This window comes from Bifidobacterium sp. M0399 (assembly GCF_016100595.1).
In the GTDB taxonomy this organism is placed as follows: Bacteria; Actinomycetota; Actinomycetes; order Actinomycetales; family Bifidobacteriaceae; genus Bombiscardovia; species Bombiscardovia polysaccharolytica.
Window position 1 is genome coordinate 542,113 of sequence record NZ_JACFSD010000001.1, and the last position, 17,235, is coordinate 559,347.

Here is a 17,235-nt window from a genome sequence, read left to right on the forward strand (position 1 = left end):
TGGTAACAGCTGGCTCCAGTCGGTGCGGAGCGAGTCAGAGGATGGCAGGCGCCTGGGCGAAGTCAGTGATAGCGCCATCGGCCTCAGAGCGAATGGAGTCCCAATCCTTGGCCGAAGACTGGTCGTACATGGCCCAGACCTTCATTCCAGCGCGCTTGGCCGAATCGACGGCGACCAGAAGATCCTCGAACACCGTGCAATGGTCAGGCACAACACCAAGCATCCGCGAAGCCAGCAGGTAGATTTCCGGCTCTTCCTTACCGATGCTTTCGGCGTCATCCACGCTGCAGACCTGGTCGAAAGAATCGGTCATTCCAGCGTGTTTCAAAGCCGCCTGTCGCAGGCGCGGAGGGAGGCTGGTTGCCACGGCCAGGGCGGCACCGCTGGCTTTTAGCGCTTGCAGGTAATCGAGTGCATGTGGCTTGGGTTGTACAGCCGTGGCGTAGAGCAGGAGCGCGTCCTCGTTCCACTCCTCCACAAGATCGTCTGGGCGCTCGTCAAGGTGGAAGCGGTCGATGGTGTATCTGGCAATGGCACCGGTCTGCATGGAGGCTACTACAGATGCGTAATCGTCCGGCATGGGGATGTTGCGGCGAGCAAAGAATCGGCGGTCGATTTCCTTCCAGACTCCCAAGGAATCCAGAAGTGTACCGTCGAGATCGAAGATGGCGGCCTTGCCAATGTTGACTTTTATTCCATTTTCGCCCATGCCGCAAATTCTCCTATCCGCCGAAGTTATTCATAGTAGCATGACCTCAGATTGGGTCTGGCCCAGCGGCTTAGAGCCAATGTTCTGCTCAATCAGCCTTGTCTTTAGAAAAGTAGGTATGTTCAACAGTTTAGTGTTGCCACGAAAGACATCAACCTCAACGATTGTCAAAAATTTTGCGCTCAGTGATTGAAAAGCACATATAATTTGAAGAAGATATACAATATTGGTTGAAACAATGTTAGCATAAAAATACTAGAGAAAATCATCGAAAAGGAGTCTTATGGCTATTCAGGAAACAACAGCGGCTCTGGCTGATCCTCTGCGTCGTCGTGTGCTGGATCTTTTGGAGCAGGGCGGCATGGAGGCCGGACGTCTGGCCGAAAAGCTGGGAATGACGCCATCCAAGCTGTCCTATCATCTGAGGAAGTTGAAAGAAGCAGACCTGATTGTCGGCCACAAACAGGGCACCAGGGTCATCTACGAACTCAATCTGAGTGTGCTGGACAGCACCATTCAGTGGCTCTACCGCCTGCGGACAAGCGCCAGCGACAAGAGAAGTCTGCCTGTACCGCAGACTGCAAGCACGGAAACTGATTCGGCGGCGGTTTCAGAGTCCTAAGGAGATTCTCATGGCTGATGGCGGCAAAGCGGGTCGGTTCGTCCCGACCCTGGTCGTGGCTCAGTGGTTGCCGGGGATGATCATGCTGGGCGTAAGCTGCTTAGTTGTCAATCGTCTGCCAAACGAAAAGGTCCCGCTTCATTGGAATGCACAGAACCAGGTGGATCGCTGGGGCTCTCCCCAGGAGCTGGTTTGGATGCCCTGCTTCTGTCTTGTCATTGCGCTGATTTGGACCATCCTCATGCTCGTCCTGCGCGCATATTTGATTAAACGTGGTGATGAAGCGGGACATACCTTAACCGTTTTTCTGCTGGGTGGGCTAGGCATGCAGATTGTTTTCGCTGTTATAGATACGTTCTCCATAGCCGCTGCCGATCCTCATTGGGACTGGTGGCCGACGGATTTCGGCATCGATAAAGTCGCCATGCTATTGACCGGTCTGATTCTAATAGTCATCGGCAATCTTGCTCCTAAAATCAGACCCAACGGCATCAGCGGTTTTCGAGTGCCAGGTGCCTACTCCAGCCGCGAGGCTTGGCGCCGTTGTCAGCAATTTGGCGGGGTGCTCTCCATGATTCTGGGCGTGGTCATGATCCTTGCTGCCCTGGCTTATGGCGGAGTCAGGCTCTATTGGACCTGTGGAACCGCTCTGGCAATCGTCCTTGTACTCATGTTTGCCTATGGGTCATACGCGGGCAGAAAGTATGCCGGACAGGGAGGACCTGTCTACCACCATTAGTTCCTGTATGCAATGCGTGAGCTAAAAGAGACTGTAAATGACAGATCAGGATACAAGTAAGAACTTCCTGAGTTCGTTGAAGGACTCAAAGCTGATTTAGATCAAATCAAGCACCCGACAATACGGTCCTTTATCATCAGCATCATTTCACGAGCCAAGCTGCAATAATCTGGACAGGTAATCTGCTCTCACCTTAGAAACTGTAATAACAGACACCGCACAAACCCTGTATTTCATGGCAACAAGGTTGAATGCACTCGAAATGAGGACGAAAGCAGTGCGCTCCTATCGGGGATTGTTGGAGATGTAAGAGCTTTCACATCACCTTTCTCATCTAATTACCCCAATAACGACCGGCTACACACTAGGCAATCTTCTGTGTGCACGCTATAAAATTCGTTTAGCTATTTAGTCAGTTTAGATCTCAGGGAAGTTCGTACGTCCTATTATCGATTCATAGTCTTGCTTAGATTAAGGAATTCATATACGCCATCGTTCGATTTTTGCATTTTAGAACCCATTATTTTAAATCCTGCGCCCTGATAAACTTTAATTGCACGTTTATTGAAGCTGGCTACTGAAAGAACAGTAATTCTATAATTAAAATTATTCTGTATGAATTCTTCGATTCCTTTGACGAAATTTAATCCTAACCCGTGTCCAGTCAAATCCGGTCTCAATCCTAAACCAACTTCTACTTTTTCCTCTGATAGCCTTTCCAAGCAAAAATAACCAACCAGTTCATCTTTATCATTCAAAACCTGGTAATACTTATTTCCCCGTAACTTCGGAGTGATTATCTCTTCAAGATCCTCTGGATCATTTTCCATATCATAAAAGCTGTATTGGCCATTATAGTGCCATTTTCTAGCGATCTGGTCTGCATTTGCCTGAGTTAAGTATGCTATTTTCTTAAATATCATATTTACTCCTTACTTAATGTGCAGACTCCGAATTAATATCGGTAGTAATAGTCAAGAGTTTTTGTTTAAGTGACCCAAAGGTTAATCAATAAAACCCGAACTGGGAGACAGACACAAATACTGTCAGCCAAGTTTGCATTGCGAGGCTATTGGAGTGAGATGATCGATGTGCTGCGCCCAATCTGCAGGGGTATGGAAAGGTCCCTAGGCTGACTTAAGAGTCGGGCTAGGGACCTTCTACCATCTTTATTTGCGCTTCTTTTTCTCGCGGATATGCACGGAGATCTGGATGGGGGTGCCTTCGAAGCCGAACTCCTCGCGCAGGCAGCGTTCCAGATAGCGGCGGTAGCCGTGCTCCAGAAAGCCGGTGGCGAAGATCACGAAACGCGGTGGCCTGGTGGAGGCCTGGGTGGCGAAGAGAATCCTTGGCTGCTTGCCGCCCCGCAGCGGATGCGGGTGTGCAGCCTGAACCTTGCCTAGGAAGGAGTTGAGCTTGCCGGTCGGTATGCGCTTGTCCCACGATTCCAGAGCGGTGCGCATGGCTCTGGCCAGCCGGTTGGTGTGCCAGCCGGTCTTGGCAGATAGGTTGACCCGCTCGGCCCAGGTGACCCGGTCGAATTCGGTCTGCCAGAGTCGCTCAAGACGCTGCCGACCGAAGTCGTCCAGCAGATCCCACTTGTTAAAGACCAGGACGATGGCCCGGCCCGCATCTACGGCCTGGCTCATGACCTTCAAGTCCTGGTCGGCTATGGGCTGGGAAGCGTCGAAGAGGATCAGCGCCAGTTCCGAGCGTTCGATGGCCGCCTGCGTGCGCAGGCTGGAGTAGTACTCGGCACCCGAAATCTTGTGCAGGCGGCGCTTGATGCCGGCGGTGTCGATGAAAAGCCAGTCCTCGCCGTCCACCTGTACCACCTCGTCGACCGGATCGCGGGTGGTGCCCGCCACATCGTGAACGACGGCCCGCTCCTCGTGAGCCAGCTGGTTGAGCAAGGAGGACTTGCCCACGTTGGGTCGTCCGACCAGGGCCACCCGGCGCAGACCCTCCGGGGTGAGGAATCCCGAGGTCTTCTCGGTCTTGCTGAGCTGTTCTAATGCCGCATCCAGCAGGTCGCCTATCCCCCGGCCGTGCATGGCGGAGATGGCATGGGGTTCACCCAGCCCAAGCTTCCAGAATTCGGAAGCGGTGTAGTCGGCCATCCGATCATCCAGCTTGTTGACGGCCAGGACGACCGGCTTGCCCGCGGCTCGCAGCATGGTGACGATCCGCTCGTCGCTGGCGGTCAGTCCCACCTGGCCATCCACGACAAGAATGACGGCATCAGCCAGTGACACGGCGACCTGTGCCTGGGAGGCGATGGCGGATTCGATGCCCTCCACATCGCTCTCCCAGCCGCCGGTGTCCACCAGCTTGAATTGGGTGCCGGCCCACTCGGCCTCGTAGCTGACCCGGTCCCTGGTAACGCCAGGGGTGTCCTCGACCACAGCGGCACGGCGTCCGAGAATCCTGTTGACCAGGGTGGACTTGCCCACGTTGGGCCTTCCCACCACGGCCAGCACGCCTACGGCCTTGGGGCCCTGGTCCTGGTCATCCTGGTTCTCGGAGCCGCCCTCCAGCAGGGCACGGTCTTCTTCGTCCAGTTCGTAGTCGTCAAGGTTGCGAGCGTACTCGTCATAGGAGTCCTCCTCCATGGCCGAGGAGACCAGATCGATCAGGACCTGCAGGGTCTGCTCGAAGGTCAGATCGGAGTTGTCCACGGTGGTCACCCCATCGGCTGCGCTCATGAAGGAGGTGACCTTGGAATCCCGGGCATCCCGGGCAGCCAGATCCTCGGCGCCGGCTGACCCGGACTGGGCTTGGCCGCTGCGACGGGCCTGACGGACCTCCTCACGTGCCGTCAGCAGCACACGGACCTGGGCATCCGGGGCCACCACGGTGGTGATGTCTCGCCCTTCGGCCACCACACCCCGCTCCTGGTCGGCCATGATGGCCCGCTGGGCGGCGATGAGGACATGTCGCACAGCTGGAATCGAAGAGACCACGGAGACGTGTTCGGATACCTCGGTTGAGCGTATCTCTTCATCCACGTCACCATCGTCCAGGCTGACTCTGGGATGTTCTGGGTCGAGCCCCATGACCAGGTGGCCGCCGGTGATGGAATCCGCCACGGCCTCGGTGATCGCCTCCTGGTCAGACTGGTCCACGTCCAGGTCCAGTCCGCGGTCCATGCACCATAGGGTGACCGCCCGGTACATGGCGCCCGTATCCAGGTAGGCCAGGCTGAAATGCTTGGCCAAGGCTCGCGAGGTGGAGGACTTGCCCACTCCCGCAGGGCCATCGATGGCGACAGTGATCACAGTCCGACCTCCTTATCCAAGGCCTTAATCTCGGCGGCGGAGAGCACCCGGTATGAGCCCGGGCGGATCTCGCCCAGCCGAATGGGTCCGATCTGGGTGCGCACCAGCCGGGTCACCGGGTAGCCGATGGCACCGAAGATGCGCCGGACTATCCGGTTCTTGCCCGAGTGCAGGACCACCTTGACGATGGTGTGCTCGCGGTTGTGGTCGATGATGGCGCAATGGTCCAAGCGAATCAGGCCATCATCTAGCTCTACACCCTGGGTGACCAGCCGTCTGCAGACATTGCCGCCAATGTGGCCGCTGAGTGTAGCGATATAGGTCTTCTCCACCTCATAACGCGGGTGCATGACGTGTTGAGCCAGCTCCCCGTCGTCGGTCATGAGGATCAGGCCCTCGGAGTCATAGTCCAGCCTGCCCATGTGGAAGACCCGCTCGTAGCGGTCCCCGATGATGTCGCGCAAGGTGAACCGACCCTTGGGGTCGTCCATGGTCGAGAGGACCTTGCGGGGTTTGTTCAAGGCCAAGGTGACGTGCTTGTCGTTCAGGTGGATGCGGGATCCATCCACGCGGATCTGCTGGCGGGAGGGGTCTACCCGGCTGCCCAAGGTGGTGACCAGCTTGCCGTCGACCTCGACCCTGCCCTGGGTGATGATCTGTTCGCATTTGCGACGAGAGCCGAATCCGGCCTGAGCCAGCACTTTCTGGAGGCGGATGCCCTCCTCCCGCTGTTCGTGCGCTCTGATCGCCTGTGTGTATGGATGTGGCATCGTTCTCCCAACGTGGCCTGATAGATATGTAACGGATACCGTTCTGAGCGACCGCAGCCGCCGAAAGGTCATATCATACTATATCGGAGCCTAGGGAAGTGTTGTTGGCTTGCCCTAAGCTAGAAACTGTTGTTGTTCATTGTTGTCGAAGGGATTGCAAGGTGGGGAACATGACTATGGAAGCAAGTGCTGAGCCGGTCCTCGAACAGGCCGACGGGCAGATTGCCGCAAAGCCCGTCCGCAGGCGGATCAGGCCCCGTGATGTTCGTTGGATTCGTGCGGCCGCCGAGCTGGCGGGCACCTTTTTGATCTGCGCGGTCATCTACTTGTCCTACAGCTTCGGCCAACTGGTCATGGGCCAGCCCAGTGTGGTGCTGCCGGTCCTGGGAACCGCCCTGACCTACCTGGCCGTGACGGCCATGCTGGGCGGCGTCTCCGGCGGACACTTCAACCCTGCCGTCACCGTCGCCGCCATGTTCACCTCGCAAATCGGCATGGTGGACGGACTGACCTATATCGTCGCCCAGGTGATCGGTGCTATTGGCGCCGGTGCGATCGCCGTCGCCCTTATTCCGGTCAGCAAGTCCGTGCCGGACAGGACCTGGCTCATGTTCTCTGTCAACGGTTTTTCCGGCGGTTCGCCTGCTGCAGCCACCCTGGGCCAGCAACACATCGCCTTCGGGGCGCCCATGGCCATCGTGGCTGAGCTGATCGGATGCATAATCGTGGTGGCTGCGGCCATCACCACCTTGCGCTCCGACGGCCGCGCACGTCGCAACCATGCCCTCTATACTGGGCTGGCCTACGGCGTCGGCGTGCTGGTCACCTACCCCATCACCTGTTCGGGGCTGAACCCGGCTCGGTCTACCGGCATCGCCATCTTCGCCCAGTCCAAGCACATGGCCGTCAGCCCGATCTCGCAGCTCTGGCTCTTCTGGATCTGCCCCCTGCTGGCTGCCTCTCTGGTGGCGTTGGTCATCATCATGACCAACATCATCACCGACAATATGGCCATGCGCGCCATGGGCACCGCTACTGATGCCCAGCCAGTTGCACAGGCGGGCGCAGATGCTCAAGCACAAACACAACCTGATGCCTTTGCTGCGACCGGTGTCCAGACTCAGGCGGGCGCTGAAGTACAGGTTGATGCCTTTGCTGCCGCGGGTGTCCAGGCTCAGGATCAATCGACCCAGGCATCTCCTGCACCGGTTCAAAACGCTCCTGCAGACACCACGGCTCAGACTGTTGATGTATCGGCTCTTTCCGATGTCGATGCTGGCCATGACGCCAATTCAGGCAAGAATGCTGAGGGTGGCCAGGATGATGTTGCCCCTGCCGATGCAGGAACCATTCCCGATCTTCAGGTAGAGCCCCTTCGCACTGCATCCAAAACAGAAGACGGTGACGAGGCATCCAAAGGCAAGCCCACTGAAAACTGAACCACCGAGGACCGAAAAGCCCGAAAGGGGTCACAGCAACAGCTGAATGCTGAAGTAGGTGACCAGAAGGCCGATGCCCAGGGCGATGCTAATGAAGGCATCGAAGGGTACTGATCGAACCTTCCAAGGGCTGCGATCCTTGAGAGTCAGACGCAGAGCGCCACAAACCAGGGCCGCGACGGACACTAGTCCAGTTGCGGCCCAGGTGTATCCGAGGAAGGCCACGAGCGCGGCAATCAGCACCACCAGAAAGATGATGCCCTCACAGATAGGACGACCCTCCTGAGCCTCCGAGACGAAGGGATGGCCTCGACCAGATGACTTGTACGGCTGCGGGGGCTTGAGATCCGGGTTCTCGGCCTTATCTGCGTCTGCCATGCTCCCCAGTTTGCGCATTCCCGACGACCTCCATTTGTTGCTGCACTTGATCTGCCGGTTCGAGCCTACCAGCGCCGCTGACGCAAAGCGACCGTGCCGCCATCGCTCTTGGACGATGACGACACGGTCGCTGTTTCAACAAGAAGCCGGAGCAGTCGAATCAGTTCTTGTGCTGGAAAATCAGATGCTCGTTGGCGAAGGTGTCAAAGCCCAGGCTGTAGAGCTCGCGGCCGTAGCCAGAGTTCTTGATGCCGCCGAAGGGCAGCTCAGGCATGGTCACCCATCCGCCGTTGATGAAGGTCATGCCGGTCTCGATGCGACGTGCCAGAGCATCCGCATGGTCAGTATCCGAGGAGAAGACCACACCGCCCAGGCCGTAGCTGGAGTCGTTGGCCAGTTCAATGGCCTCATCCTCGTTGGCCACCTTGTAAATGGAGGCCACAGGGCCGAACATCTCCTGGTTGTATACAGGGTTGTTGCGGTCGATGTCCGTCAGAACCGTCGGAGTGAAGAAGGCCCCCGGCGAATCGTAGGGTTTGTTGCCGTAGGCGACCTTGGCTCCACCTGCCACAGCGCTTTCGACCTGCTTGGCCAGGTTGTCGCGGGCGGAGACCATGCACATGGGTGCCAGCGTGGTTTCGGGGTTGCTGGGATCGCCCAGAACCGCATGCGAGAAGGCATCGACGATGAGCGAGACAAAGTCATCGTAGTGCTTCTCCGTGACGATGAAGCGCTTGGAGGAGGTGCAGACCTGGCCGGCGTTCATCAGCCTGGCACTTGGGGCCACCTTCTTGAGCAGATCCCAGTCAGCGTCATCCAGGACGATGAAGACGTCGTTGCCGCCTAGCTCCATGGAGGACTTCTTCAGGTTGGCTCCGGCCGACTTGGCCACGGAGGCGCCGCCGCGCTCCGACCCGGTCAGGGCCACGCCTGAGACGCGGGGGTCGGCGATGGCACGGTCCACCTGGTCATAGTTGACGAAGAGGTTGGTCAGACTGCCCTCGGGGGCTCCTGCTTCTCTTACGGTCTGTTCGAAGGCCACAGCCGAGCCTGGCACGTTGGAGGCGTGCTTGAGGATCATGGGGTTGCCCAGGATGAAGTTGGGGGCGAACACGCGCATGATCTGGTAGTAGGGGAAGTTCCAAGGCTCAACCATGAACACGATGCCGGTGGCCTGCTTGACGTAGTAGGCCTTGCCAGCGGGATTGTCCAGGGGGACGGGAGCCAGCAGCTCCTCGGCGTGGTCTGCGAAGTAGTCGGCGATGTCCGCGCACAGCTCCACCTCGGCGCGAGCCTCGCCCACCAGCTTGCCCATGTCCAGGGTCATGTTGGCTGCCAGGGCATCCTCATTCTGACGGAAGAGCTTGGCGACCTGGCGTAGTTGTGCGGGACGGTCTCCGGGGCCTTCTTGCTTGCGCCATGTCTTGTAGAGGTCATGGCCGCGGGCCAGGGCATTCTCCAGGTCCTCGTCGGTGGCATCTGGATAGGTCTTGACTAGTTGATTGTTAAAAGGATTGACTGTCTGATAGGTCACAATATCTCCTTTGAATTATGGGTACCTAGTCAGCATCATCGCTGCTCAGTTCATTCAGCATAGCACCGTATTGGACCCCTCGGTCAAGGATTTTGTCGTAGGGCGTCATTTGACCGCGGGGTCCGGTTTTATCAGTGGAAGAAGTGGCGGGTTCCGGTCAGATACATGGTCAGATCGGCATCCTGGGCGGCCTTGATCACCTCGGGATCACGGATGGACCCTCCCGGCTGTACCACGGCCCTGATGCCGGCCTGGATCAGGTACTCCAGACCATCTGCGAAGGGGAAGAAGGCATCGGAAGCGGCCACCGAGCCCTTGGCCCGGTTACGGCCTTCATCCAGAGTATTGGCCCGCTCGACTGCTAGGTGGCTGGAGTCCACCCTGTTGACTTGGCCCATGCCGATGCCCACAGTCGCTCCTTGGTTGGCCAGGAGCACGGCGTTGGACTTTACGGAGCGGATGGCGCGCCAGGCGAAGGTCAAATCATCCATGGTCGCCTGGTCGGCGGGGTTGCCGGAGACCAGACGCCAGGTGGAGGGATTGTCGCCAGGAGCGTCAATCAGGTCGGGCGTCTGGACTAGTGCTCCCCCGTCGATGGGACGGATGACCGGGCGCTGACGCGGGCGACGTTGTACAGACAGGATGCGCAGGTTCTTCTTAGTCCGCAGCAGGTCAAGGGCCTCGGGCTCATAGCCTGGTGCCACAATCACCTCGGTGAAGACCGGCTTGATCTGCTGGGCCATAGCCAGGGTGACTGTGCGGTTGGCGGCGATGACCCCGCCATAGGCGCTCATGGGGTCGCAGGCGTGGGCGCGGCGGTGGGCCTGGGCGATGTCCTCACCCACGGCAAGACCGCAGGGGTTGGAGTGCTTGACTACGGCCACTGCGGGCAGGTCTGGGAAGTCCCAGACCGAACGCCAGGCGGAATCCGCATCTACATAATTGTTGTAGCTCATTTCCTTGGCCCCGCCCAGGTGCTCTGCCGCAGCGAAGCCGTCCCGGTCCAACGGGTCCAGGTAGAGGGCGGCCTTCTGGTGAGGGTTCTCCCCGTAGCGCAGCTGGCTGGCTAGACGCCAGGTGCGAGTCAACGTCTGGGCTGGTTTCTGATCCTCTACCTTGTCCTGCTTGTCGTCAACCCATGTGTGTGCTGTCCACTCGGCGATGGCCGCATCATAGGAGGCGGTCAAGGCGAAGGCTTTTGCAGCCAAGCGTGCGCGTTCGGCCAGGCTGAAACCGGTGCCTGAAGCAATGCGCTCGGCGGCTAGAGCATAGTCGTCCGGGTCGGCGATCACAGCCACGCTGGCATGGTTCTTGGCTGCGGCCCGGATCATGGCAGGGCCTCCGATGTCGATGCGCTCCAAGCACTGGTCAGCATTTGCACCATCAAGGACGGTCTGCTCGAAGGGGTAGAGATTAACCACTACCAGGTCGAAGGGGGCGATGCCCAAGTCTTTGAGTTGCTGGACATGGTCGGGGTTGGTCATGTCGGCCAGCAGACCGGCGTGGATGTGCGGATCCAGGGTCTTGACCCGGCCGTTAAAGCTTTCAGGAAAACCGGTGACCTTTTCCACCGGGGTGACCTGGACACCCAGATCCTGCAGCTTCTTTGCGGTGCTGCCGGTGGAGACGACCTCGGTGCCTGCCTGACGGAAGGCCGATGCCAGGGCCTCAAGTCCCTGCTTGTGGTAGACCGAGACCAGTGCTCGGTTGATGGTTCGATTCGTGGTGACCATGGAAACTCCTACTCCTATGCTTGAATGCCGAGGCGCCCCGCCACCCTCGGATCTATTTGCCTGGTCTGCGGGTGGACGAGATCTGTCGTGGTGTGTCTGCTCGGTCGGTTGCTTTGGGCTCCTTTCTCTCCTGACCGCGTGATTGGTTTTGTTTTTCCTTGTTTCCCGCCTTGGCGGAAGTTTTTCTGTGGTCTGCCTGGCGCAGATAGTCGAGCAGGGCGTCCTTGATGATGACCAGGGCGGCGAGGATGAGGGGCAGCAGCCATACTCCCAGCAGGCCAACCCCCAGGGAGGTTCCGATCATGCGTAGCGAGGAGGCAATGGGCACGCCCACCCCGGCCAGTCGCTGGCGGCCCAGAGCTCCGTTGGAGAGTTGGAAAAGCAGGGCAAGACCGAGCAGGGTGACCAGCCAGGTCAGAGCCATTGCCAGGGTTGCGATAAGGAAGCAGACTGCGGTATCTCGGGATTTTATCCCTGCTTGACGCACGGCGGCATGAATTCTGACTCCCCAGGGACCGGTCAGCAATAGAATGCCGGCAACAACTCCCGCCAGCAGAGGCAGGTTGAGCAGGATCAGACGAACCTCCTGCCGGGAAACGGGCTCTGGGAAAAGTCCAAAGAGGGGCAGCGAGGGCAGACTGGAGGCGTGGCCCGACCAAAGGGTGAAGGTGGCCAGCCTGCCGATGTTGAAACCGTTTCCAAAGAGCCAGGAGACAGCCCAGATGATCAGGTTGGGCAGCCAGGCCAGAGATGCCAGACTGGTCATCACAGCCGAGGCAGTGCCCATACGCGTCAGTTTAAACAGGCGGCCCACATCTCCGTGATAGAGGGCGATCCAGACAACCACGGTGATCATACCGGCAACCAGCATGGCGGCCAAGAGTATCGCACCGGCCGTAAGTCCAAGCCGGATGGTCATGCGGACCTGGACTGGCAGGGCTTCTTTGATAAGTTTGGCAAAAGCCTGACGGAAAGGTTCAGAGCGAACCCAGGCCCAGCCGTAACCCAGTAGAAAAACTAGGCTGGTGCGCAGAAGCATAACCGTGGTGGTGTCGACCTGAATGGTCTGGCTGCCCTGCATGAGAATGAGGCTGCACAGCATCCAGACAACCAAGCCGGCAATGCAGCCACCGACAGACATGCCCATGCGGCCGACCAGAGTACGGATTATCCATATCAGCAGGCCAGTCAGCAGCAGGGGGATGATGGTTAGGGTCAGGGCTCCGGCTGTGAACCCGCAGCCCTGGGTGAGCAGAGTGATTGTTTCTGTCAGGGCCACGGTGGCCATTGACAGGGATGGCCCGCCCTCCTCGATGGAAATGATGAGCAGGAGCAGGGCCATGCATGCACCGAGGGCGACGGTGTAGATAAGTATGGCTAGGAAGGCCTCTAGGGCCCCCCGGAGCCATACTTTCACCCTGTTGGTCATATGATGGCATGCTCCCGTAGCAGATCGCGGGCCAGCCGGGCAGTCTCGCCGGGTGTGGTGCCCACCTTGATGCCGACGGACTCTAGCGCTTCCTTCTTGTCAGCGGCTGTGCCCTTGCCGCCCGAAATGATGGCTCCGGCGTGGCCCATCTGCTTGCCCTCCGGGGCGGTAAAGCCGGCGATGTAAGCCACGATGGGCTTGGTCATGTGGGTGGAGGCCCAATGGGCTGCCTCCTGTTCGGCCGAGCCGCCGATTTCGCCGATCATGACACAGGCCTTGGTCTCAGGATCTCTGTTGAAGGCTTGCAGAGCCTCTAGCATGGTGGTTCCCACGATGGGGTCGCCGCCAATGCCCAGGCAGGCGGTGAAGCCTATAGAGGACAATTCCCCCATGAGCTGATAGGTCAGGGTACCGGATTTGGAGACCAGGCCAAGCGGGCCTCGACCGGCGATGCCCTGCGGGATGATGCCCAGGTCTACGCCGGCGCCGTTGGGCCGGCCTGACATGGTCATCAGTCCTGGGCAGTTGGGACCGACGATGCGGCTGCCGCGTTCCCTGGCCAGGGCCACGCAATATGCGGTATCGGCCACAGGAATGCCCTCGGTGATTACCACGATTAGGGTAATGCCGGCCTCGATGGCCTCGACCATGGCATCCTTGGCGAATCTGGGCGGGACGAATACCACCGAGGTACGGGCTCCGGTCGCCTTGCGCGCTGTTGCACAATCGGCGTATACGGGCACATGATGGGCCTGACCATTCGGACCGTCGAAATCCACCGTCATTCCGGCCTTGCGGGCATTGACTCCGGCCAAGATATTGGTGCCGGCCGCCATCATGCGGGCCGTGTGAACCATGCCCTGGTGACCGGTCATGCCCTGGACCATAACGGGGGCGCCGTCCTCGATGAAGAGGGTCATCGTCCCGTCTCCTTTCCTGCCTGAGCGGCCAGGGCCACGGCCTGGTCTGCCGCCTCCTCCATGGTGCGGGCCACCTTGAGCCGAGGTTGCTGGGCCTTGGCCAGCAGGTCCAGTCCCTCTGCAGCCTCATTGCCGTCGAAGCGGACCACAATGGGCTGGTCGCCGTATTGGTCTTGCTTGCTTGCAGCATCCACGGCTGCCAGGATGCCCTGGGCTACCTGCTGGCAAGAGGTGATACCTCCATAAACGTTGACCATGACCGAACGAACCTGGGGGTCGGAGAGGACCACGTCCAGGCTGGTGCGCATGACATCTGGAGAGGCGCCGCCGCCGATGTCCAAGAAGTTAGCCGGTCCAATAGGAACACCCTGTCGGTGTCCTGACCCGGCGACCGCATCCAAGGAGCTCATGACCAGTCCTGCACCGTTGCCGATGACACCCACCTGGCCGTCAAGATGGACATAGTGCAGGCCTGCGGCCTTGGCCTTGGCTTCCAAGGGATCCACCTGTGCAGGGTCCGTGAAGCGTTTCCAACCGTCGTGTCGGAAGGCTGCGTTCCCGTCCAGGGAGATCTTGGCATCGAGGGCGTCCAGATGCTTGGTGGCCTCGTCATCCGGGTCGCCCACCTTGGCCAAGGGGTTGATCTCGACCAGGGTCGCGTCGCTGTCCTGGAAGGTGTGCCACATGCCTAAAAGTATCTGTGTGGCTTGCTCCAGATCTGCGTGGTAGAAGCCGATGCGCTCGGCCATGGTGCGGGCGGCCTGCCTGTCGAAATCCTCCAGTGGGCCGATGTGCAGGCGCCGGACCGATTCGGGGTGCTCACGGGCGATGGTCTCCACCTCGGTGCCGCCACTGGCCGTGGCCAGGACATCGTAGTCCCGGGAGGTGCGGTCCACTGAGATGGACAGGTAATACTCGTGCAGGATATTGCGGGCTTCGGTGACCAGGATCCCGCTGACTGGATGGCCGTCGATGTTCATGGGCAGGATGGCCTCGGCCAGTGCCACAGCCTGCTGGTGATTTTCGGCTCGCTTGACGGCTCCCGCCTGTCCCCGGTGACCGATGGTGGCCTGGCCCTTGATCATACATGGGTACCCTATGACGTCTGCTGCCTGCCCGGCCTCTTCAGCAGTTGAGGCATAGACAGCCCTTGGCTGGGAAATCCCATGCTCAGCGAGCAGCTGCCTGGCCTGATATTCGTACAAATCCATGGTGCTGATCCCCCAATCGTGCTCAGGCGGGCATGTTCATCAGGCAGGTGACCGGGTAGGCACCCAGAGCCTTGCGGCCATCCAACCCGTTGAGCTCCATGACGAAGCTGAAACCAGCAACCTGACCGCCAGCCTGCTCCACTAGACGTGCAGCTGCCTGGGCGGAACCGCCGGTAGCAATCAGGTCATCAACTATCAGGACTCGCTGGCCTGGTTGCAGGCAACCCTGCTCGATTTCAATGCGGGCGTTGCCATATTCAAGGGCGTATTCCTGGCTGTAGGTGGGCTCGGGGAGCTTGCCGGCCTTGCGCATGGGCAAGAAGCCCTTGCCTAGATCGCTGGCCAGCTGGGGACCAATCAGAAAGCCGCGTGCTTCAAGGCCGGCTACCAGATCGAAGTCCTCTGGCTTCACGGGGAGGGTGCGCTTCATGGCATCGAGGATGATGGCCAATCCCCTGGGATCCGACATGGCCGGAATAAAGTCCCTGAAAAGGATCCCCTTCTTCGGAAAGTCCGGAATGGTACGGATCAATGAGATCAGATAAGCGGCGTCGTCATCGCCCACCTGCTTAAGTTCTCCAACCTTGATATCGTCCGATTGAGCCATGATCTTCTTTCTGTCTTGCTCCTTGGAAGTGGTTGACGGGGCCATCATACGCTCGCCGCGTTTCCGTTCAGAGTCAGCCTGGCGGAAGGTGTGGCGGGCGTATAATGCTCACGACTTGGCGGAAGTCGAATCCGAAGTCTCGGATTCTTTGGATTCGACAGAATCCTTGGACGAATCCGATTCGTCAGCGTCGTCGGACTTCTCTGCAGTCTCGGCCTTGCCTGATTTGCTCTCCGGCTCCCGCTCGGTATTCGACTTGGCTCCGGCCTCATCCTTGCCCTCTGAGGCTGTAAAGTTCTGTGTGGCAGTATCGTCAGCGGTGCGTTCTTCATCATCGGCCTTGTCATCGTCTTCAGCGGCGGTGACCTCGACTGGGGCATCCACATCCTCGGAGTGGCCTTCAACCTGCTCGGGCAGGGGGTTGCCGTTTTCATCAACCTCGTCGTCGTGAACGTAGGCGGGGACGATTGGTGGCCTGGTGATGGCCTGGATGCGCCAGCGGGACTGCGAACCTTCGGAGTCGATGACTACTTGCTCCTTCTCCAGGTCAACTGAAACGACCTTGCCCAGAAGACCGGTGGTGGTGGCTACCTCGTCACCGGGCTGTAGGGACTGACGGAAGTCCTGGACGGCGGCCTGCTGCTGCTTGCTTTTGCGGGAGCTTCCCCACATCATGGCGATCATCAGTGCGATGATGACGATCATGAAAATCATGGATCCCATGGTTGTTTCCACTCCTTGTTTCGGCGGGTATCAAACGGCGATATGCATTGCTGCGAAGACCCCAGTCTAGAACAGCTTCATGACATCCTCGGGCGGTTTGCGGCCCAGGTGCTCCCATGCCTTGGAAGTGGCCACACGCCCTTTTGGTGTACGTACCAAGAAGCCCTCGCGCACCAGGTAGGGCTCACAGACCGTTTCGACCGTCTCGGCCTCCTCGCCCACCATGGCGGCCAGGTTGTTCAGGCCCACGGGACCACCGTCGAAACTGTTGACGATGGCCTTGAGGACGGCCAAATCCAGACGGTCCAGCCCCTCGGAATCGATCTGGTAGAGGGCCAGGGCCTGCTTGACATCATCGGGACCGACCCGGTCAAGATCGTGGACTATGGCCCAGTCACGCACACGGCGCAGGAGGCGGTTGGCTATCCTGGGCGTGCCACGGGAGCGCAGGGCCAGCTGATGGGCGGCGTCATCCTGTAGGACAATGCCTAGCACCTTGGCTGATCGCTCGACCAACTTCTCCAGCTCTTCCTCCGGGTAGAAGTCCAGGTGGGCGGTGAAGCCGAAACGGGCTCGCAGGGGCGAGGGCAGCATGCCCTCACGAGTGGTGGCTCCGATGACCGTGAATCTGGGCAGGGTCAGTGGAATGGAGGAGGCTCCGGGGCCCTTGCCCACCATGACATCCACCCGGAAGTCTTCCATGGCGATGTAGAGCAGCTCTTCGGCGGCCCTAGGCAGACGGTGGATCTCGTCGATGAAGAGCACCTCACCGGCCTCCAGAGAGCTCAGGATGGAGGCCAGGTCGCCGGCATGCTGAACAGCTGGCCCCGAGGTGACACGAATGGGAACCTCCAGCTCATGGGCAACGATCATGGCCAGGGTGGTCTTGCCCAGGCCCGGGGGGCCTGCGAGCAGAATATGATCCGGGGCCACATCCCTCTTTTTGGCAGCCTTCAAAAAGAGGCTCAATTGGGCCTTGAGCCGGGGCTGCCCGATGAACCCGTCCAGGGTTTCCGGACGCAGCTCCTCGTCACTGACCGGCTCGCCTTCGATGGGCCTGGCCGAGACCATCCGCAGGGATTCCTCTTGCGCATCACCATTCTGGGTATCTATATACCCCGTAGATATCTGCTTGTCAGCCAT

The 17,235-nt window shown here is 59.2% G+C and carries 16 protein-coding genes; 3 read left to right on the plus strand and 13 right to left on the minus strand.

All coding sequences use genetic code 11. The annotated features are described in order from the left end of the window. Positions 1-34: 34 nt before the first annotated feature. Positions 35-709 (minus strand): HAD family hydrolase, encoded by a 675-nt coding sequence (locus H3V09_RS02170; protein WP_198190797.1) that lies wholly within the window; start codon positions 707-709, stop codon positions 35-37. Positions 710-992: 283 nt separating this feature from the next. Between H3V09_RS02170 and H3V09_RS02175 the strand changes: the two genes are divergently transcribed. Next, a complete protein-coding gene (locus H3V09_RS02175; protein ID WP_052733317.1) occupies positions 993-1,331 on the plus strand; it encodes a metalloregulator ArsR/SmtB family transcription factor in 339 nt (112 codons plus the stop codon). A 10-nt stretch (positions 1,332-1,341) separates the two neighbouring features. Next, positions 1,342-2,070 carry an SdpI family protein gene (locus H3V09_RS02180; RefSeq protein WP_144177072.1) on the plus strand — a complete coding sequence of 243 codons (729 nt, stop codon included), beginning with the start codon at positions 1,342-1,344 and terminating at the stop codon, positions 2,068-2,070. A gap of 446 nt (positions 2,071-2,516) precedes the next feature. On the opposite strand, the gene H3V09_RS02185 is transcribed toward H3V09_RS02180, so the two are convergent. From H3V09_RS02185 to H3V09_RS02195, 3 genes are all read right to left on the minus strand, one after another. Further along, a complete protein-coding gene (locus H3V09_RS02185; RefSeq protein ID WP_198190798.1) occupies positions 2,517-2,993 on the minus strand; it encodes a GNAT family N-acetyltransferase in 477 nt (158 codons plus the stop codon). A gap of 246 nt (positions 2,994-3,239) precedes the next feature. After that, on the minus strand, positions 3,240-5,348 hold the full coding sequence (gene der, locus H3V09_RS02190) for a bifunctional cytidylate kinase/GTPase Der (RefSeq protein ID WP_198190799.1): 2,109 nt from the start codon (positions 5,346-5,348) through the stop codon (positions 3,240-3,242). Next, positions 5,345-6,118, minus strand: coding sequence for a pseudouridine synthase (locus tag H3V09_RS02195; protein WP_198190800.1), 774 nt, complete (start codon positions 6,116-6,118; stop codon positions 5,345-5,347). Before H3V09_RS02195 ends, der begins: the two co-directional genes overlap by 4 nt. Positions 6,119-6,288: 170 nt before the next feature. Between H3V09_RS02195 and H3V09_RS02200 the strand changes: the two genes are divergently transcribed. Continuing rightward, positions 6,289-7,557, plus strand: a complete 1,269-nt coding sequence (locus tag H3V09_RS02200; protein WP_198190801.1) for an aquaporin — start codon at positions 6,289-6,291, stop codon at positions 7,555-7,557. Between the two features lie 30 nt (positions 7,558-7,587). On the opposite strand, the gene H3V09_RS02205 is transcribed toward H3V09_RS02200, so the two are convergent. From H3V09_RS02205 to ruvB, 9 genes are all read right to left on the minus strand, one after another. Continuing rightward, positions 7,588-7,935 carry a DUF3017 domain-containing protein gene (locus H3V09_RS02205; RefSeq protein ID WP_232339334.1) on the minus strand — a complete coding sequence of 116 codons (348 nt, stop codon included), beginning with the start codon at positions 7,933-7,935 and terminating at the stop codon, positions 7,588-7,590. A 160-nt stretch (positions 7,936-8,095) separates the two neighbouring features. Next, on the minus strand, positions 8,096-9,469 hold the full coding sequence (locus H3V09_RS02210) for an NAD-dependent succinate-semialdehyde dehydrogenase (protein WP_198190802.1): 1,374 nt from the start codon (positions 9,467-9,469) through the stop codon (positions 8,096-8,098). 131 nt (positions 9,470-9,600) lie between these two features. Further along, on the minus strand, positions 9,601-11,202 hold the full coding sequence (gene purH / locus H3V09_RS02215; RefSeq protein WP_198190803.1) for a bifunctional phosphoribosylaminoimidazolecarboxamide formyltransferase/IMP cyclohydrolase: 1,602 nt from the start codon (positions 11,200-11,202) through the stop codon (positions 9,601-9,603). A 52-nt stretch (positions 11,203-11,254) separates the two neighbouring features. Next, a complete protein-coding gene (locus tag H3V09_RS02220) occupies positions 11,255-12,631 on the minus strand; it encodes a cell division protein PerM (RefSeq protein ID WP_198199026.1) in 1,377 nt (458 codons plus the stop codon). Next, complete coding sequence (gene sucD / locus H3V09_RS02225; protein ID WP_198190805.1) at positions 12,628-13,551, minus strand: succinate--CoA ligase subunit alpha; 924 nt, start codon at positions 13,549-13,551, stop codon at positions 12,628-12,630. The genes H3V09_RS02220 and sucD overlap by 4 nt, the downstream gene beginning before the upstream one ends. Continuing rightward, positions 13,548-14,762: an ADP-forming succinate--CoA ligase subunit beta gene (sucC, locus tag H3V09_RS02230; protein ID WP_198190806.1), complete on the minus strand. Its 1,215-nt coding sequence runs from the start codon at positions 14,760-14,762 to the stop codon at positions 13,548-13,550. The genes sucD and sucC overlap by 4 nt, the downstream gene beginning before the upstream one ends. 22 nt (positions 14,763-14,784) lie before the next feature. Continuing rightward, entirely contained in the window at positions 14,785-15,369 is a 585-nt protein-coding gene (locus H3V09_RS02235; RefSeq protein WP_046323766.1) for an adenine phosphoribosyltransferase, read from the minus strand. A 108-nt stretch (positions 15,370-15,477) separates the two neighbouring features. Next, a complete protein-coding gene (locus H3V09_RS02240; RefSeq protein ID WP_198190807.1) occupies positions 15,478-16,092 on the minus strand; it encodes a preprotein translocase subunit YajC in 615 nt (204 codons plus the stop codon). Between the two features lie 66 nt (positions 16,093-16,158). Continuing rightward, entirely contained in the window at positions 16,159-17,235 is a 1,077-nt protein-coding gene (gene ruvB / locus H3V09_RS02245; protein WP_198190808.1) for a Holliday junction branch migration DNA helicase RuvB, read from the minus strand.